The organism is Streptomyces sp. MBT53 (genome assembly GCF_016654115.1).
Taxonomy (GTDB): Bacteria; Actinomycetota; Actinomycetes; order Streptomycetales; family Streptomycetaceae; genus Streptomyces.
Window position 1 is genome coordinate 1 of record NZ_JAEQAZ010000240.1, and the last position, 17,384, is coordinate 17,384.

The following is a 17,384-nucleotide window of genomic DNA, read 5'->3' on the forward strand; positions in this document are numbered from 1 at the left end:
GCACGACCGCCAGCACAACGATCACCGCGAGGAGCACCCACAGGGCGAACGGCACCCCGCCCGGATCCCCGCCCGCGAAGGTGAAGAACGAGTCGTTCAGGGGGAGATCGGTGATCTGCTTGCCGTCGGCGAGGGCCAGCCCGACACCCCGGAACAGCATCAGCGTGCCCAGCGTGACGATGAACGACGGCAGTGCCAGCAGCGTCGTCACCAGCGCGTTGAACACGCCCAGCACGATCCCGGTGACCAGCATCACCGGTACCGCGAGCCACGGCGGGGTGCCGTCCCGCACCAGCAGCGCCCCGACGACCAGGCACATCGCGTAGCTGCCGCCGACCGACAGATCGACCTCGCGCATCGACAGCGCGAAGACCATGCCGCACGCCATCAGCGAGATGTAGACGGAGTTGTGGGCGGTGGACAGGAGGTTGTCCGTGTCCAGGAAGTCGGGGTACGGGATGCCGATCCCGGCGATCAGCAGCCCCAGCACGAGCAGCACACCGAACTCGTCCCGTACCCAGCGATGCCGAGCCGGGGTCAACCGGCCCTGCCCGCCGCCCTGTTCGCGGGCGCGCTCGGCGTCGTCCGCATCGTCCGCGTCGTCCACGGCACGCTCGGTCTCGGTCATCGGGCACGGCTCCCGTAAGCGGCTGGTGCTGGGGTCGTCACGCAGGGTGGGCCCAGCGGGCGTGCGCGGCAACCAGGGCGTTTCAGCGAGTGAAATGCGCTCTTGCCCGAGGCCTGACGGATCGTCACACTCGCCCCATGGAGACGCGTACCGCCCTGGTGACCGGAGCGGCACAGGTCCTCGGTCAGGAGTTCGCCGTCGCGCTCGCCGGGCACGGCTACCGGGTCGCCGGACTCGACCTCGTCCCGCAGCCGGAGACCGCCGAAAAGGTCCCGGACTACGTGGAGTTGATCGCCGACGTCACCGAAGAGGCCCAGATCCAGCAGGCGTTGGACCGTCTCATCGGTCAACTCGGCACCCTGCACGTCCTGGTCAACAACGCCGGTGTCTATCCGTCGCGCCCCTTCGAGGAGATCACGCCCGAGGAGTGGCGCCGGGTCATGCGCGTCAATCTGGAGGCGCCGTTCCTGCTGACCCGCGCGGTCCTGCCGTATCTGAAGGCCGCCGGCATGGGCCGTATCGTCAACATCGTCTCGGCGGCCGTCCTCACCGCGCCGCCCACGATGGTCCCGTACGTGGCCTCGAAGATGGGCCTGATCGGCTTCACCCGGTCGCTCGCGGCGGCGCTCGGGCCGTACGACATCACCGTCAACGCGATCGCGCCGAGCATGGTGCGCACCGCGACCGCCGAGCGGACGGTCGGAGCGGACGGCGGGTTCGAGCACGTCCGCGACCAGCAGGTGGTGCCGCGCACCCAGCAGCCGTCCGACCTGGTCTCGACGCTGCTGTACGTGGTCGATGAGGGCAGCGGCTTCCTGACCGGGCAGACCCTCAACGTGTCAGGCGGATCCGCCTACTTGTGAGGCGCCGAGCCACTGCTGGAGCTCCTCCCGCAGCGACCGCTGAAAGGCCGTCAGAAGGGCCTGCACCACGAGGGGTTGCATGTGCTCGGACAGCGACTTCACGTCGTGCGCGGCACGTTGGGAGACCTCGTCGCGAAACAGCTGCGACAACTCGTGGGCGGCCGTACGGGAGTGTTCGATCAGTACGTTCCGCGCGGCGAGGATCGCCTCCTGGGACAGTGGCACGTCGAGCAGTCGCACACCGAGCCGCAGCAGGCCGCAGTCGACGCGGTACGCGGTGCCGTCCGGCCGGACCACGTCCATGGCGGCGAGCCGATCCACGTCCTCCTCGGTCAGCGCCCGCCCGGCCCGTCGCTCCAACTCCCGCCGGTCCAGGGTCTCCGTGCCGTCCGGCGCCCAGGACGCCACCACCGCGCGGTGGATCGCGAGGTCGTGCGCGCTGAGGTCCGGCGGCAGTTGCGCCACATAGCGCTCGATCGCCGCCAGCGTCATGCCCTGGTGCTGCAACTCCTCGATCAGCGCGAGCCGCGCCAGATGCTCCTGCCCGTAGTGCCCGACCCGCCGGGCCCCGATCACCGGGGGCGGCAGCAGCCCCTTCGTGCCGTAGAACCGGACCGTGCGGACCGTGGTGCCGGCCCGCGCGGCCAGTTCGTCGATCGTGAGCGTCGGTGGCGTCGGCTCCCCGGTGTCGGTCGTCATGCGCAGCAGTATCGCTGTCTCACCGATGCTGTGAAACCACCGAAGGCCGTTGTCGGCGCCAGGGCCGTTGTCAGTGGTGCCGTCTACGGTGGACGGCATGGGGGAGATCAACTATGTCCGGGGTGACGCGACCGTTCCGTCGGTCAAGGGCGTCAAGGTGATCGCGCATGTCTGCAACGACATCGGGGGCTGGGGAAAGGGCTTCGTGCTGGCCGTGTCGCGCCGCTGGCCGGAGCCGGAGAAGGAGTACCGGGCCTGGCACCGCGCCCGCGCGGCCAACGACTTCGGGCTGGGCGCCGTCCAGTTCGTCCAGGTCGAGCGCTATGTCTGGGTGACCAACATGATCGGCCAGCGGGGGACACGCACGGGCAGCAAGGGCGTTCCCGTGCGCTACGAGGCGATCGACACGGCCCTGGGCCTGCTGGCCGACCGCGCGGCGGAACTCGGCGCGTCCGTGCACATGCCTCGCATCGGCTGCGGCCTCGCGGGCGGCAAGTGGTCCCGGGTCGAACCACTCGTCACCGAGCGGCTGGTACGGCGGGGAATCGCGGTGACGGTGTACGACCACGAGGACTGAGCAGAGCCGATCCCCGAACCAACTTGCCCCGCGCTGAAAGGAGTTGCACAATCTTGCGCAACTACTGGGAAGGCCGTGATCATGAGCCGTGACATCGACGTCCTCGTCCTGGGCGGCGCCGGCGTGGACACCATCGTCCACGTCCCCGAACTGCCGCTCCCGTACGCCGACAGCTACATGATCGACCCCGGCATCCGCACCCGCGCCGGCCAGACCGGCGACTTCGTGGCCCTCGGCCTGAGTGCGCTCGGCCTGCGCACCCACCACCTCGACCTGCTCGGAGCCGACCCCGAGGGCGACCTGGTCCGCGCGTTCCACCGCGACCACGGCATCCCGCTCACCGAAGTCCCCGGGCCCGCCGGCACCAAGCGCGCGGTCAACCTCGTCGGCCCCGACGGCCGCCGCCTCTCCCTCTACGACTCGACCCGCGCCCACCCCGACGACCGCCTGCCCGAACCCACGGTCCGCGCCCTCGCCGAGACCAGCCGCCACGCCCATGTCTCCATCACCCAGCCCTGCGCCCACGCGCTGCCCACCCTGCGCGAGGCCGGCGTGACGATCTCGACGGACCTGCACAACTGGGACGGCAAGAACCCGTACCAGGAGGAGTTCGCCCTCGCGGCGGACATCGTCTTCCTGTCCACGACCGCGCTGACCGGCGACCCCGCCCGCACCATGCGCGCCATCGCCGAGCACGGCCGCGCCGAACTGGTCGTCGCCACGGCCGGAGCACAGGGCGCGTACCTGCTGGCCGACGACGAGGTGACCCACATCCCACCGGTCACCCCGCCGTCCCCACCGATCGACTCGAACGGCGCGGGCGACGCCTTCGCCGCGGCTTTCCTGTACGGCTGGCTCAACAGGGAGACACCACAGCGCGCCGCCCTGTACGGCTCGATCGCGGGCGCCCACGCCTGCACGGTGCCCTCGACGGAGGCGGAGGCGATAACCCGCGGCGAGCTCCTGACGCGGGCAGGCACAGCGCCCCTTTAGGGGCGCGGGGCTGTGTCGATTTGCGCTCCGCCGTATCCCACCGAACCCGGCAGACGCTTAGTGCACGTCGTTGGTAGCCGCGATCTGCTTCCAGGACTTCGGCTGCACCGGAGCCACAGCCGCCTTCGCGATGGAAGCGGCCCGCGCGGCGGGCGCCGCAGGCTTCGTCGGCTCGAACAGCCACGTGTCGAAGAGCGCCGACAACGACTTCCCCGACACCTGCTCGGCGTAGGCCTGGAAGTCCTGGACGGACGCGTTGCCGTACGCGTGCTCCTTCGGCCAGCCCTTGAGAATGGCGAAGAACGCGTCGTCGCCGATCTCGTTGCGCAGCGCCTGGATGGCCAGCGCGCCCCGGTCGTAGACGGGGAGTTCGAACTGGTCCTCCGGACCCGGGTCGCCCGGCGCGATCGTCCAGAACGCGTCGTCCGCCGGGTGCAACGCGTAGACGTAGTTGGCGAGTTGCTGCGTCGTGCCCTCGCCCTCGTGCTCGGACCACAGCCACTGCGCGTAGCGCGCGAAGCCCTCGTTGATCCAGATGTCCTTCCAGCCCTTCAGCGACACGTCGTCGCCGTACCACTGGTGGGCCAACTCGTGTACGACGACGGAGGTGTTGGCGCCGTTCGCGAACTGCCTCGGGCTGTAGTAGACGCGGCTCTGGGTCTCCAGCGCGTACCCGGTGGTCGTGTTGGGCACATACCCACCGGCGTTGCTGAAGGGATACGGACCGAAGTAGCCGCTCAGCCAGTCGACGATCTCGCCGGTGCGCTCCACGCTCGCCCGCGCGGACCCGTCGTTGTCGCCGAGGTCCTTGCTGTAGGCGTTGACGACCGGGACCCCGCCCTCCGAGGTGCTGGTCGTGATGTCGAACCTGCCGAGCGCGAGCGTGGCCAGATAGGTGGCCTGCGGCTTGTTCTCCCGCCAGTTGTAGCGGGTCCAGCCGAGCTGTGAACTCGTCGACTGGAGCGTTCCGTTGGAGATGGCCTGGGTGCCGTTCGGTACGGCCACCGACACGTCGTAGGTCGCCTTGTCGCTCGGGTGGTCGTTGCTCGGGAACCACCACCACGCCGACTCGGGCTCGTCCGCCGCGACCGCGCCGTCCGGAGTGCGGTGCCAGGTGGTGAAGCCGTAGGCGCTCTTCGTGGACGGCACCCCGCTGTAGCGGACCACGACCGTGATCGGCGTGCCCGACGGCAGCGGAGTCTTCGGGGTGATCTCCAGCTCGTGCTGGCCGGAGGTCGCGAAGGTCGCCTTCACGCCGTTGACCCGCACCTCGCTCACGTCGAGGAGGAAGTCCAGATCGAACCGCGAGAGGTCCTGCGTGGTCCTGGCGAGGATGGTGGCGGTACCCGCCAACTCGTCCGTCGTGGGCTGGTACTGAAGCCTGAGGTCGTAGTGCGAGACGTCGTAGCCGCCGTTGCCGTAGGCCGGGTAGTAGGGGTCGCCGATACCCGGAGCGCCGGGGGAGTAGCTTGCCGCCGAGGCCGGGATCGCCAGCAGCAGGGAGGCCGCCGCGAGCGCTCCCGGCGCGATGATTCTGCGGTGCACGAGAACTCCAAGTCGTAGGGCTCCGCGGGAAGCCGGGGAGCCGTGGGGGTCCACGAAGGTCGAAGAGCCGTAAAGCTGTAGAGCTGTAGTGCTGTAAAGACGAAGGGTTCACTCGGTCTTCGGTCTGTTCAAAGGCTATTCAGTCCCTGTGCGCCCACGCCTGTCCACGGCACCTCCTGTCACACGATCGCCATTCGGCCGACATGACTCCGAGTGCCTCTTTCAGCACGGGAGTTGACCGATGTACCGTCCGCGCATGCCGAAACGCACGCGCTTCACGATCTGGAGATCGCTCGCGACGGCGGCGACCGCCGCCCTCCTGGCCACTTTCCTCACCCCGGCAGTGGCCCAGAGCGCCCCGCAGGAAAGCCAACCCGTCTACTCCTACGCCAACGCGATCCGCGAGGCCGTCTGGGTGGACACCGGACTCGACGGCGACGGAGACGGGAAGACCGACCGGGTCGCCGTCGACATCGTCCGGCCGAGCGAACCCGCCAGCGAGGGCCGCAAAGTCCCCGTCATCATGGACGCCAGCCCCTACTACTCCTGCTGCGGACGCGGCAACGAGGGCCAGCTGAAGACCTACGACGCCGGCGGCAACGTTGTCCAGATGCCGCTGTTCTACGACAACTACTTCGTGCCCCGCGGCTACGCCTTCGTCGGCGTCGACCTCGCCGGCACCAACCGCTCCGACGGCTGCGTCGACGTCGGCGGCCGCTCCGACATCCAGTCCGCCAAGGCCGTCGTCGACTGGCTCAACGGACGGGCCAAGGCTTACACCACACGCACCGGAACCGCCCGCGCCACGGCGAGTTGGACCAACGGCAAGACGGGAATGATCGGCAAGAGCTGGGACGGCACCATCGCCAACGGCGTCGCCGCAACCGGCGTCAAGGGCCTGAAGACGATCGTCCCGATCAGCGCCATCTCCTCCTGGTACGACTACTACTTCGCCAAGGGCGCCCCGCTCTACGACTCCGGCCCCGACTGGCTGTCCAACGTGGTCGAGAGCCCCGACGCACAGGCCAAGTGCGCCGCCGTCCAGCAGAAGATCGTCGACGGGGCCCCGCGCACCGGCGACTGGACGCCGTTCTGGACCGAGCGCGACTATGTGAAGGACGCGAGCAAGGTCAAGGCCAGCGTCTTCCTCGTGCACGGGCTGCAGGACCTCAACGTCCGCACCAAGAACTTCGGCCAGTGGTGGGACGCCCTCGCCAAGAACGGTGTCGAGCGCAAGATCTGGCTCTCCCAGACCGGCCACGTCGACCCCTTCGACTACCGCCGCGACGCCTGGGTCGACACCCTGCACCGCTGGTTCGACCATGAACTCCTCGGCTACGACAACGGAATCGACCGCCGGCCGATGGCCGACGTCGAACGCCACCCCGACCAGTGGGAGACGTCGAAGGTCTGGCCGCCGAGCGGCACCGCGACCACGACCCTCCACCCCGCGCAGGGCACCCGGGCGGGCGTCGGCACGCTCGGCCTCGGCAAGGGCACCGGGACGGAGACGTTCACCGACAACCCGCAGGAGAGCGAGACGGATTGGGCCGCCGCGATCGACAAGTCGACGGCGGACAAGGCCGGTTTCGTCACCGGACCGCTCAAGAAGGATCTGCGTCTTTCGGGTTCCTCGAAGGTGACGATCACGGCGACCCCCACCACCGCCACCGCCCATCTCTCCGCCGTACTGGTGGACTTGGGCCCCGACACCATCCGCGACTACGCCGACTCGGCGGAGGGCATCACCACGCTCACCAACCGCACCTGCTGGGGCGCGAGCACGGCGGGTGACAGCGCCTGCTTCCTGGCAACCCAGGCCAAGACCACGGCAGTCGACTACAACGTCTTCAGCCGCGGCTGGGCCGACCTCGGCAACCACGCCTCCGCCACGAAGGGCGTACCGCTCACCCCCGGCAAGGCCTACACCATCACGCTCGACCTGGCGGCGACCGACCACGTCGTCCCGGCCGGGCACCGCCTCGCCCTGATCGTCGCGGGCACGGACCGGGACCTCATCGACCCGCCGTCCACCACCCCGACCCTCACCGTTTCCCTGTCCCGCACGTCGGCCCAACTCCCGCTCGTCGGCGGCGCGTCGGCGTTCGCGAAGGCCACGACCGGAGTCAGGTCCACGGTACCCACGGCCACCACCCTCAACGGCGTACGGGCACCCCGTCCCGCCGCCCAGCGGGTACCGGGCAACTGATCACCGACCCGGAGCGGAGCGGCGGCGCGAACACCTCCGCCGCCCCGCTCCGGGCAGACAGGCGAGGCTCAGCCCAGCCGTACCAACTCCGCGGCCTCCTCGGCGCACCCCCACGCCACCGTGATGCCCGCCCCGCCGTGACCGTAGTTGTGCACCAACACCCGGCCGCCCGGCAGCACTTGACGCTCCAGTCGTACCGCGGGCCGGGTCGGCCGCAGGCCCACCCGGTGCTCCAGGACCCGGGCGTCGGCGATCTCCGGCCGGACCGCCGCGCACCGCGCGATGATCGCCTCGGCGGTCGCGGGGTCCGGCGTCGTCGACCAGGCGCCGTCCTCGGCCGTGCCGCCCAGGATCAGCCCGCCCGGCTGCGGGAAGAAGTACGTCGACGTGTCCGCCGTGTGGTCGACCGACGTGAACCAGGTCGTGATCCCCGGGTTCTCCACCACGACCAACTGGCCGCGCACCGGCCGCATCGAGCGATCGGGCACCAGGTCCAGCGAGTCCAGGCCCGTGCAGTTGACGACGACGGGCGCCGGCACCTCGGCGAGGTCCGTCACCGACGCCTCCTCGACCGTCCCGCCCGCCCGCAGGAACCGCTCCCGCAGCCACGGCAGATGGGCCGGCATGTCGATCAGCGGCAACGTTCCCCACAGCCCGCCGCCCGCGTACTCCTCGGCCCGCGCCGCCCGCAGCCCCGGCACCCGGCGCGCCCACGGCCCCAGCTCGTCCAGCCGCGTCCCGCCCTGTACACCCTCGACCATGCGTACGCCCGTCTCCTCGGGCCGCGCCGCCAACTCCTCGTACACACCGAGCGATTGGAGCGCCCACTCGCCGACGAGCGCCTCCGGCTCGATCCGGTACGGCCACCACAGCGCGCCCGCGACCGCCGAGGTCGTCAGCTCGACGCTCTCCCGCGTCCACACCCGGACCCGGGCACCGCTCTCGGCCAGGACGACGGCCGTCGTCAGCCCGATGACGCCCCCGCCGACCACGATGACTTCGCCACTCACACCGCTCTCCATGCGCGGACGGTAGCGGAATGCACCATGCCGTGCTCACACCGGCATCGTGCTGGGGATACTCACAGCATGTCTGCCGAACACGCGATGTCCGCCGCGTACGCGGCCTTCGGCCTGGCACCGGCGATGCGCGCCGGTGACGTCCTCGCGGACGGCGGCTACCAGGTGCACCGCGACTTCGTCGACTTCCTCGTCGACGGCCGCCCGCTGCTCTTCCAGCTCGCCGACCTGGACGCCGTCTCCCCGCTCGCCTCCGACATCCCGCCCGCGATCTTCACCGCCCAGGTCCGCAGCCTCCTCCTGGAGACCGACCCACCCCTGGAGGACGGACGCCACATCATCTACGGCTGCCCCGAGTGCGCGGACCTGGCCTGCGGCGCCGTCACCGCCGTCATCGAACGCGACGGCACCGACTACATCTGGCGCGACTTCGCCTGGCAGACCGACGAACACGCCGACCTGGAACGCAACGGCTACCACGGCATAGGGCCCTTCCGCTTCGCCGGCACCGAGTACCGTGCCGCCCTCGACTCCCTCATCGACGGCACCGAACCCCCGGCCGCCACACGCCGCGTCCTCCTCATCGGCGCCCGCGTCGCCGTCCTCAACAAACTCGCCGCCGCCCTCCGCGCCATCGGCATCGGCGCCGAGATCACCGGCGACGCGACCCACGTCCCCGCCGACGAACTCCGCGGCTACGGCGCCGTAGCCTTCGGCCGCGCCGTCACCGAGGAGCAACGCGCCGCCGTACGGGCCGCGTTCGTCCGCGCGGGCGTGGAAGTGGCCTACGTCGACGGACTCGCCCCCGTCGTCCCGCTCCTCGTCGCCCAGATCGAACACGCCCTGGACCGCCGCCCGTTGGAACAGCACCGGCTGACCCGGCTGGTCGCCGCCGACGGCGAGGCGGGCATCGAGGTCACCTCCCCGTGCCGGGTGCGCGTCACCGCGTACCGCCTCGACCGCCTCCACCGCAGCCACACCCAGGACGTCTTCGACGGCGTCCTGGAACCCGGCCGCCACCGCATCGCCCTCGACGCCAAAGCCGTGAAGGGGGAGTCCTTCGTGGTGGCCCGCACCACGGGGAGCGTGCTGGTGGCGCCGATGGCGCGCTGAAACGCGCGGCGCGGGCCGGGAAGGGGACCGATTAGGATCGGCGGTCTGATGACTGCCACTCTCGTCGCCAAGAATCTCGCCGCCGGACACGGCGACCGCGCCCTGTTCACCGGGCTCGACCTCGTCGTCGCCCCCGGCGACGTGATCGGCCTTGTCGGTGCCAACGGCGCCGGCAAGTCCACCCTCCTGAGGATGCTCGCCGGACTCCTCGCACCGGAGGAGGGCGAACTGCGCCTCTCCCCGCCGGCCGCGACCGTAGGACACCTCCCGCAGGAACCCGACCGGCGCCCGGGCGAGAGCGTGCGCGAGTTCCTGGCCCGCCGCACCGGCGTCGCCGAGGCCCAGCGCACCATGGACGAGGCCACCCAGGCACTGGTCGACGGCGCACCCGGCGCCGACGACGCCTACTCCGCGAGCCTGGAGCGCTGGCTCGACCTCGGCGGCGCCGACCTCGACGAACGCGCCGAGGAGATCGCCGACACCCTCGGCCTCACCATCGACCTCGACCAGCCGATGACCGCCCTGTCCGGCGGCCAGGCGGCGCGCGCGGGCCTGGCCTCGCTTCTCCTTTCGCGTTACGACGTCTTCCTCCTCGACGAGCCCACCAACGACCTGGACCTCGACGGCCTGGAACGCCTCGAACGCTTCGTCTCCGGCCTCCGCGCCGGCACCGTCGTCGTCTCGCACGACCGCGAGTTCCTCACCCGCACCGTCACCAAGGTCCTCGAACTCGACCTGGCCCAGAACCAGATCAACCTCTACGGCGGCGGCTACGAGGCCTATCTTGAGGAGCGGGACGTGGCCCGCCGGCACGCCCGCGACGACTTCGAGGAGTACGCCGACAAGCGCTCCGCTCTCCAGGACCGCGCCCAGATGCAGCGCGGCTGGATGGACAAGGGCGTCAAGAACGCCCGCCGCAAGGCGAACAACGACAACGACAAGATCGGCCGCAAGTTCCGCAGCGAGGCCAGCGAGAAGCAGGCCGCGAAGGCCCGGCAGACCCAGCGCATGATCGAACGCCTCGACGTCGTCGAGGAGCCCCGCAAGGAGTGGGAACTGCGCATGGAGATCGCCTCCGCGCCCCGCTCGGGCGCGGTCGTCGCGACGTTGCGGGACGCCGAGGTACGACGCGGCGACTTCGCCTTCGGACCGGTGTCCCTCCAGATCGACTGGGCGGACCGGGTCGCGGTCACCGGCGCGAACGGCGCGGGCAAGTCGACGCTTCTCGCCGCGCTGCTCGGCCGTATCCCGCTGGACGCGGGGCACGCGACGCTCGGCTCGGGTGTCCTGGTCGGCGAGGTCGATCAGGCACGCCAGCTGTTCCACGGCGAGGAGTCCCTGCTCGACGCGTTCTGCGCGGCCGTCCCGGACACGGAACCGGCCGAAGTCCGCACGCTGCTCGCCAAGTTCGGCCTCAAGGCGAACCACGTGATGCGGCCGGCCGGGACGTTGTCACCGGGCGAGCGGACCCGTTCGGCCCTGGCGCTGCTCCAGGGCCGGGGTGTCAACCTCCTGGTCCTGGACGAGCCGACGAACCACCTCGACCTGCCGGCGATCGAGCAGTTGGAGTCGGCGCTGGATGCGTACGAGGGCACGTTGTTGTTGGTCACGCATGACCGGCGGATGTTGGACGCGGTTCAGGTGACTCGGCGGTTGGAGGTGGCGGACGGGAAGGTGACTGAGCAGCGGTGAGCTCCGCTGGTTGAGCGGTTCATTGGCTGCGGGCCGGTGGGGGCTGGTCGCGCAGTTCCCCGCGCCCCTTTGGGGCGCGCTGACCTGCCGCTTCTTCTGCGGAGCTCTGCACCCGATCCCGATGCTCCGCTCACCAACTCGCGTCGCCCGGTGCCATGTTGTCGCCTCCGTCCCGCTGGCCCGCCGCTCCGTCGATGAGTTCTCGTACGACGTCGGCGTGGCCCGCCTGCCGGGAGGTCTCGTACAGGGGCAGCGCCTCGTTCGTCGTGTCCGAGTGTGCGCAGATCCGCTGGTGGTCGCCGACGATCTGCTCCCGTGTCTCGTCGGACGCGATCCACAACTCCGGTGCGTCGACGGGCCGTTCGAAGACGGTCCCGAAGTAGAACGCCTCGGCGCCGGCCAGATGCTTGACCAGCCCCAGCAGATTGGTGCCGGTCGGCGTCATGGGTCGCCGGATGTCGTACTCCGACAGCCCTTCGAGCTTCCAGAGGAGCGTGTCACGGCTGTCCTGAAGGATGACGCGCAGGCCAGCTTTGAAGTCCGGTGTGATCATGCCCCCAGTTTGTAGCAGGGCGCCAAGCGCCCTGTAGGGGCGCGGGGAACTGCGCGCCCAGCCCCCACCGGCCCGCAGCTCCCCACAACCTGACCTACAAAACCGTCAGCGCTTGCCCTTCTTCCCCGGGTCCAGCAGCCCGGCCTTGCGCAGAGCATCGGCCATCGCACTGTTGGCCGGCGGCGGAGCCGCCTGGCGCGAACCCGAACCGCCGCCCTGCTGCTGCCGCTGCTGAGGCGGACGCCCACCGCCCCGCTGCCGACGCTCGCCACCCCCACCCTGCGGTCGCCGCTCCCCGCCGGAGGCCTGCGCCTCCGCCGAGTCGTCCAGGCGCAACGTCAACGAGATCCGCTTCCGAGGAATGTCGACATCAAGCACCTTCACCTTGACGATGTCCCCCGGCTTCACCACGTCCCGCGGGTCCTTCACGAACGTCTTCGACAGGGCGGAAACGTGGGCCAGTCCGTCCTGGTGGACGCCGACGTCGATGAACGCCCCGAACGCGGCGACGTTCGTGACGACACCCTCCAGGACCATCCCGGGCGCCAGGTCGGAGATCTTCTCGACACCGTCCTTGAACGTGGCCGTCTTGAACGCGGGCCGCGGGTCGCGCCCCGGCTTCTCCAGCTCCTTCAGGATGTCGGTCACGGTCGGCAGACCGAACGTCTCGTCCACGAACTCCGTCGGCTTCAGCGACCGCAGCACCGCCGTGTTGCCGATCAGCGACGCCACCTCGCTGCCCGCCGTCTTCACCATCCGCCGTACGACCGGATACGCCTCGGGGTGCACGCTGGACGCGTCGAGCGGGTCGTCGCCGCCCCGGATGCGCAGGAAGCCCGCGCACTGCTCGTAGGCCTTCGGGCCGAGCCGGGCCACGTTCTTCAGCTGGGTGCGCGAGGTGAAGGGGCCGTTGGCGTCGCGGTGCGACACGATGTTCTCGGCGAGGCCGGAGGTGATGCCGGAGACGCGTGAAAGCAGCGGCGCGGAGGCGGTGTTGACGTCCACGCCGACGCCGTTCACACAGTCCTCGACCACCGCGTCCAGCGAGCGCGACAGCTTCACCTCGGACAGGTCGTGCTGGTACTGGCCGACACCGATCGACTTGGGGTCGATCTTCACCAACTCGGCCAGGGGGTCCTGGAGTCGGCGCGCGATGGAGACGGCGCCGCGCAACGACACGTCCATGTCGGGCAGTTCCTGCGAGGCGAACGCGGACGCCGAGTACACCGACGCACCGGCCTCGGACACCATCACCTTGGTGAGGTTCAACTCCGGGTGCCTGGTGATGAGTTCACCGGCGAGCTTGTCGGTCTCGCGGGACGCCGTGCCGTTGCCGATCGCGATCAGGTCGACCGAGTGCTGCGCGGACAGCCGGGCCAGCTTGGCGAGGGCCTCGTCCCACTTGTTGGCCGGGACGTGCGGGTAGATGACGTCGGTGGCAACGACCTTGCCGGTCGCGTCGACGACGGCCACCTTCACGCCCGTACGGAAACCGGGGTCCAGGCCGAGGGTCGCGCGGGTGCCGGCCGGGGCGGCCAGCAGCAGGTCGCGCAGGTTCGAAGCGAAGACGTTGACCGCCTCGTCCTCGGCAGCCGTACGCAGCCTTAGCCGAAGGTCGATGCCGAGGTGTACGAGGATGCGGGTGCGCCAGGCCCAACGGACCGTGTCCTGCAGCCACTTGTCACCGGGACGGCCCCGGTCGAGGATCTGGAAGCGGTGGGCGACCATCCCCTCGTAGGAGGACGGGCCGGGCTGCTCGGACGGCTCCTCGGGCTCCAGGACGAGATCGAGGACGTCCTCCTTCTCGCCGCGCAGCATCGCGAGAATGCGGTGCGAGGGCAGCGCGGTGAACGGCTCCGAGAAGTCGAAGTAGTCGGCGAACTTCGCGCCCGCCTCCTCCTTGCCGTCCCGCACCTTCGCGGCGAGGCGCCCGCGCCCCCACATCCGCTCGCGCAGCTCGCCGATCAGGTCGGCGTCCTCCGAGAATCGCTCGGTGAGGATCGCCCGGGCGCCGTCCAGGGCGGCCTGCGGATCGGCGACACCCTTGTCGGCGTCGACGAACGCGGCGGCAGCGGCCAGCGGCTCCACGGACGGGTCGCCCAACAGGCCCTCCGCGAGCGGCTCAAGACCGGCCTCGCGCGCGATCTGCGCCTTGGTGCGCCGCTTGGGCTTGTACGGGAGGTAGATGTCCTCAAGGCGCGCCTTGGTCTCGGCGGCCCGGATCTGCGCCTCCAGCTCCTCGGTGAGCTTGCCCTGCTCGCGCACCGATTCGAGGATCGCGGTCCGCCGCTCCTCCAGCTCCCGCAGATACCGCAGCCGCTCCTCGAGCGTGCGCAGCTGCGCGTCGTCGAGCATCTCGGTCGCTTCCTTGCGGTAGCGGGCGATGAAGGGCACCGTCGAACCGCCGTCGAGCAGCTCGACGGCGGCCTTCACCTGCCGCTCCCGTACGCCGAGCTCCTCGGCGATCCTGCCTTCGATGGACCCTACGAGGGGTGTCGTCACGCCCGTACCGCCTTCTCCACTGAGGTTGCGCGGCAATTGTGGCAGGTGGCACCGACACTCGGGGATCAGGCGCCGTCCCGGATCCGTTTTTCCGTGATCTTCTGGACGCTGGGAGCGGAGTAGGACAGGCTGCGGGTATCGCCTGGTATGAGCAGGCTATGGACAACTGACACCACTCCCAGCGAAGTTGAGGCTCATGCCCGCGACAGTCCCCCTTGCGCCCCCGTCCCCTGCCGTCGCCGAACTGGCGGCACAGCACGAACTGGGCGCGCTGGTCGCCACCTTCAGACCCCAGCGGTTCGGGTGGTTCGTGAAGTCGTCGTTCTACCTGACGCTCGCGGTGCTGTTCTTCATGTTCGTGATACCGGCCGTGATCTTCTACTACGTGGCGCTCCGCCGCACCCCGGACTTCAACCCCGGACAGGCGGCCAAGCGTCTGCACCTGTTCGAGCACGGCATGATCGCCGACCAGGAGACGGGCGCGGGCGCGGTGGCCGTGCGGTGGGACCGGATCAGGCTCTACGAGGAGCAGGTACAGAAGATCATCAACGGCATACCGGGCCCGATCCTGTACACCTGCGTGGCGACGAGCCCGGGCGCGAGCGTGACAGTCACCAACTTCTACGAAAACCCCCGCACTTGGGCCCCGGCCATGCAGACGGCGGTACTGCGGGCCCAAGGTGCCGCCGCGCAGCAGGCGTTCCTGGCCGGCGAGGTTCTGGACTTCGGCGAGTTCGACCTCTCCACCGCGGGCGTCGCGCACCGCAAGCAGCTGCTGCCCTGGACCCAGGTGGGGCAGGTCAAGCTCGGCGGCGGCGCCGTCGCGGTGACGAAGACCGGCGAATCGGCCTTCTGGGCCCGCGCCATGGCCAAGAGCGTCCCCAACCTTCAGGTGTTCCTGGCCATGGTGGACAAGCACCGCGGCGCGTGAGCCCGCTCGGCGGGAGAGCGTCTCGGCGCCGCCGGTGTGATGTCCGGTCGCGGTCCGGCTGCTAGCTCTTGCCCAGCAGGTTCGCCGGAAACGCCCCGGCGGCGAGCGCGCGCCGGGCGAACCCGGTCGCCAGCTCGGTCAGTCGTACGACCCCTTCGGCGCCCAGGTGCTCGTAGGGTGCCCGGTCCAGGCGGTCGGTCTCCGCCTCGATCCCGGCGCGCAGTGCGACGCCCGCCTCGGTCAACTCGCCGTCCCCGTCGAGCAGTCCGCGCTTCCCCAGCCGTCCCGCGGCGGCGTCCCACTCCTCCTGGCTCCAGCCCCGCGTGCCGAACACCCACTTCGGTGTCATGCCCTTGCCGGTCGCGGTGTGGGTCACCACCGCCTCCAGGCTGTCGAGCTCGGCGGACATCAGGGCGGCCAGATGACCGTCGCCGCGGTGCTCGCGCAGCAGGGTCGCGGCGTGGAAGTACGCGAGGTGCGGCTCCTCCGGGACCGGCAGATCGGCATGCGCGGCGTACAGGGGGCGGGCGGCGCGCGTGCACGCCTCGGTGGCCCGCAGCGCCAGCCGCGCGGCCTCCGCCATCTCCTCCGACTCGACCACGTCGTCGTCCAGCAGCCGGCGCAGGGTCGCGTCGACGGCACGCGCGCGTGCCTGAAGTGCCTGCTCCGGGGAGACGATCTCCCACACGGCGGGCACATGCTCGGCCACGAGTTCGTACTTGTAGTTGTAGAAGGTCGCCGCCACCACGCCGGGCCCGACCCGCCCCAGCGCCGCCGCCCGTGCGGCGAAGTTGATCGCCCTGGAGTCCGTGACTCCGAGCTCCGAGAATTCCCTCCCCAGGTCGGGCGAGAAGTAGAGCGTGGCGTGCAGGGAGTTGAGCGCGTTGTGGCAACGGCGCCCGGCACGGGGATCGACGGCGGCAGTAGTCATGGCGGTCACGTTACCGACTGGTCGGTACGGTCTCCAGTGGCGGGCATCGGATGGCAGGAAAGGTGGGGTACTCGTCATTGCGGACGGTGCGGGGGAACGCGAAGAATCCACGGTATGCGAACCGTCCTGGTGGTCCTCTTCGACGATGTGCTGAGCCTCGATGTCACCGGCCCGGTGGAGGTCTTCGCGGGCGCCGAGAAGCAGGCTCCGGGCACCTATCGCATCCGTACGGCCTCCCTGGACGGCGGCCCGGTACGCACCTCCAGCGGCCTGACCCTCGTACCGGACTCGACCCTCACCGACGCACCCGCCCCGCACACCCTCCTCGTCCCCGGCGGCCCGGGCACCCGCGGTCCGGACCCGCGGCTGACCGACTGGCTGCGCGAGCACGGACCGCGCGCCGAGCGCCTGGTGTCCGTCTGCACCGGGGCGATCGTGCTCGCCGAGGCAGGTCTGCTGGACGGACGACGGGCCACCACGCACTGGGCGTACTGCGCGAAGTTCGCCCGTGACCATCCCGCCGTGACGGTCGAACCCGACCCCATCTACGTCCGCGACGGACCTGTCTCCACCTCCGCCGGCGTCACCTCGGGCATCGACCTCGCGCTGGCCCTGGTCGAGGAGGACCTGGGCCGGGACACGGCGCTGACCATCGCCCGCCACCTGGTCGTCTTCCTGCGCCGACCGGGCAACCAGGCCCAGTTCAGCGCCCAGCTCGCCGCCCAGACGGCCAGCCGGGAACCCCTCCGCGAGGTCCAGCAGTGGATCACCGAGCACCCGGGCGACGATCTGGGCGTCGAGTCCCTGGCCGCCCGCGCCCGCCTCTCGCCCCGCCACTTCGCCCGCGCCTTCCGGGCCGAGACCGGTACGACCCCCGGCCGCTACGTCGACCGCGTCCGCCTCGAACACGCCCGACGCCTCCTGGAGGACACCGGCGACGGCATCGAGGAGATCTCCCGCGCCAGCGGCTACGGCACCCCGGAGGCCATGCGCCGAGCCTTCCTCAAATCCCTCGGCACGGCCCCGGCGGAATACCGCCGCCGCTTCCGCCCGGCACCGGCGACACGCGCCCACTGAACGCGGACGGACTCGGCGCACCGGCAATCTCCGGCTGTCGGCTGTCGGCTGT

At 70.4% G+C, this 17,384-nt stretch carries 15 protein-coding genes; 8 read left to right on the forward strand and 7 right to left on the reverse strand.

Annotated elements, in window-relative coordinates:
• A partial coding sequence (locus JHN45_RS45570; protein ID WP_374195685.1) for an ABC transporter permease occupies positions 1-628 on the reverse strand: 628 nt, incomplete at its 3' end.
• A gap of 137 nt (positions 629-765) precedes the next feature.
• Here JHN45_RS45570 and JHN45_RS45575 point away from each other — a divergent pair.
• Positions 766-1,491: an SDR family NAD(P)-dependent oxidoreductase gene (locus JHN45_RS45575; RefSeq protein WP_201055295.1), complete on the forward strand. Its 726-nt coding sequence runs from the start codon at positions 766-768 to the stop codon at positions 1,489-1,491.
• On the opposite strand, the gene JHN45_RS45580 is transcribed toward JHN45_RS45575, so the two are convergent.
• A complete protein-coding gene (locus JHN45_RS45580; RefSeq protein WP_201055297.1) occupies positions 1,468-2,190 on the reverse strand; it encodes a MerR family transcriptional regulator in 723 nt (240 codons plus the stop codon). The two genes, JHN45_RS45575 and JHN45_RS45580, sit on opposite strands and share 24 nt — an antisense overlap.
• A 97-nt stretch (positions 2,191-2,287) precedes the next feature.
• Here JHN45_RS45580 and JHN45_RS45585 point away from each other — a divergent pair, with 97 nt between their 5' ends.
• Complete coding sequence (locus JHN45_RS45585) at positions 2,288-2,767, forward strand: macro domain-containing protein (RefSeq protein WP_201055299.1); 480 nt, start codon at positions 2,288-2,290, stop codon at positions 2,765-2,767.
• A gap of 81 nt (positions 2,768-2,848) precedes the next feature.
• A complete protein-coding gene (locus JHN45_RS45590; RefSeq protein WP_201055301.1) occupies positions 2,849-3,760 on the forward strand; it encodes a PfkB family carbohydrate kinase in 912 nt (303 codons plus the stop codon).
• Between the two features lie 57 nt (positions 3,761-3,817).
• On the opposite strand, the gene JHN45_RS45595 is transcribed toward JHN45_RS45590, so the two are convergent.
• A complete protein-coding gene (locus tag JHN45_RS45595) occupies positions 3,818-5,305 on the reverse strand; it encodes a M1 family metallopeptidase (protein WP_201055303.1) in 1,488 nt (495 codons plus the stop codon).
• A 256-nt stretch (positions 5,306-5,561) separates the two neighbouring features.
• Between JHN45_RS45595 and JHN45_RS45600 the strand changes: the two genes are divergently transcribed.
• Complete coding sequence (locus tag JHN45_RS45600; protein ID WP_201055305.1) at positions 5,562-7,514, forward strand: Xaa-Pro dipeptidyl-peptidase; 1,953 nt, start codon at positions 5,562-5,564, stop codon at positions 7,512-7,514.
• A 68-nt stretch (positions 7,515-7,582) separates the two neighbouring features.
• Here JHN45_RS45600 and JHN45_RS45605 read toward each other — a convergent pair whose 3' ends face one another.
• Positions 7,583-8,536, reverse strand: coding sequence for an FAD-dependent oxidoreductase (locus JHN45_RS45605; RefSeq protein WP_201055307.1), 954 nt, complete (start codon positions 8,534-8,536; stop codon positions 7,583-7,585).
• A gap of 84 nt (positions 8,537-8,620) precedes the next feature.
• Here JHN45_RS45605 and JHN45_RS45610 point away from each other — a divergent pair, with 84 nt between their 5' ends.
• Both JHN45_RS45610 and JHN45_RS45615 read left to right on the forward strand, forming a co-directional pair.
• On the forward strand, positions 8,621-9,646 hold the full coding sequence (locus tag JHN45_RS45610) for an oxidoreductase (RefSeq protein ID WP_201055314.1): 1,026 nt from the start codon (positions 8,621-8,623) through the stop codon (positions 9,644-9,646).
• A 48-nt stretch (positions 9,647-9,694) separates the two neighbouring features.
• The gene (locus tag JHN45_RS45615; protein WP_200715226.1) at positions 9,695-11,338 is read left to right on the forward strand and encodes an ABC-F family ATP-binding cassette domain-containing protein; all 1,644 of its coding nucleotides are present in this window, start codon (positions 9,695-9,697) and stop codon (positions 11,336-11,338) included.
• Between the two features lie 130 nt (positions 11,339-11,468).
• Here the strand turns inward: JHN45_RS45615 and JHN45_RS45620 are convergent, their stop codons facing one another.
• Both JHN45_RS45620 and JHN45_RS45625 read right to left on the reverse strand, forming a co-directional pair.
• Positions 11,469-11,891 carry a DUF664 domain-containing protein gene (locus JHN45_RS45620; RefSeq protein WP_201055309.1) on the reverse strand — a complete coding sequence of 141 codons (423 nt, stop codon included), beginning with the start codon at positions 11,889-11,891 and terminating at the stop codon, positions 11,469-11,471.
• Positions 11,892-11,996: 105 nt separating this feature from the next.
• On the reverse strand, positions 11,997-14,393 hold the full coding sequence (locus JHN45_RS45625; protein WP_201055310.1) for a Tex family protein: 2,397 nt from the start codon (positions 14,391-14,393) through the stop codon (positions 11,997-11,999).
• 196 nt (positions 14,394-14,589) lie between these two features.
• Here JHN45_RS45625 and JHN45_RS45630 point away from each other — a divergent pair, with 196 nt between their 5' ends.
• Positions 14,590-15,324, forward strand: a complete 735-nt coding sequence (locus JHN45_RS45630; protein ID WP_201055311.1) for a DUF6585 family protein — start codon at positions 14,590-14,592, stop codon at positions 15,322-15,324.
• 61 nt (positions 15,325-15,385) lie between these two features.
• Here JHN45_RS45630 and JHN45_RS45635 read toward each other — a convergent pair whose 3' ends face one another.
• Entirely contained in the window at positions 15,386-16,255 is an 870-nt protein-coding gene (locus JHN45_RS45635) for a hypothetical protein (RefSeq protein ID WP_201055312.1), read from the reverse strand.
• Positions 16,256-16,369: 114 nt separating this feature from the next.
• On the opposite strand from JHN45_RS45635, the gene JHN45_RS45640 reads away from it, so the two are divergent.
• Entirely contained in the window at positions 16,370-17,332 is a 963-nt protein-coding gene (locus tag JHN45_RS45640) for a GlxA family transcriptional regulator (RefSeq protein ID WP_201055313.1), read from the forward strand.
• Positions 17,333-17,384 lie beyond the last annotated feature (52 nt).

What these genes read in the sequence shown, in the direction of transcription:
- JHN45_RS45575 (WP_201055295.1), top strand. Translation starts at nt 766, where the DNA reads ATGGAGACGCGTACCGCCCTGGTGACCGGAGCGGCACAGGTCCTCGGT.
- JHN45_RS45580 (WP_201055297.1), bottom strand. Translation starts at nt 2,190, where the DNA reads ATGACGACCGACACCGGGGAGCCGACGCCACCGACGCTCACGATCGAC.
- JHN45_RS45585 (WP_201055299.1), top strand. Translation starts at nt 2,288, where the DNA reads ATGGGGGAGATCAACTATGTCCGGGGTGACGCGACCGTTCCGTCGGTC.
- JHN45_RS45590 (WP_201055301.1), top strand. Translation starts at nt 2,849, where the DNA reads ATGAGCCGTGACATCGACGTCCTCGTCCTGGGCGGCGCCGGCGTGGAC.
- JHN45_RS45600 (WP_201055305.1), top strand. Translation starts at nt 5,562, where the DNA reads ATGCCGAAACGCACGCGCTTCACGATCTGGAGATCGCTCGCGACGGCG.
- JHN45_RS45605 (WP_201055307.1), bottom strand. Translation starts at nt 8,536, where the DNA reads ATGGAGAGCGGTGTGAGTGGCGAAGTCATCGTGGTCGGCGGGGGCGTC.
- JHN45_RS45610 (WP_201055314.1), top strand. Translation starts at nt 8,621, where the DNA reads ATGTCCGCCGCGTACGCGGCCTTCGGCCTGGCACCGGCGATGCGCGCC.
- JHN45_RS45615 (WP_200715226.1), top strand. Translation starts at nt 9,695, where the DNA reads ATGACTGCCACTCTCGTCGCCAAGAATCTCGCCGCCGGACACGGCGAC.
- JHN45_RS45620 (WP_201055309.1), bottom strand. Translation starts at nt 11,891, where the DNA reads ATGATCACACCGGACTTCAAAGCTGGCCTGCGCGTCATCCTTCAGGAC.
- JHN45_RS45630 (WP_201055311.1), top strand. Translation starts at nt 14,590, where the DNA reads ATGCCCGCGACAGTCCCCCTTGCGCCCCCGTCCCCTGCCGTCGCCGAA.
- JHN45_RS45635 (WP_201055312.1), bottom strand. Translation starts at nt 16,255, where the DNA reads ATGACTACTGCCGCCGTCGATCCCCGTGCCGGGCGCCGTTGCCACAAC.
- JHN45_RS45640 (WP_201055313.1), top strand. Translation starts at nt 16,370, where the DNA reads ATGCGAACCGTCCTGGTGGTCCTCTTCGACGATGTGCTGAGCCTCGAT.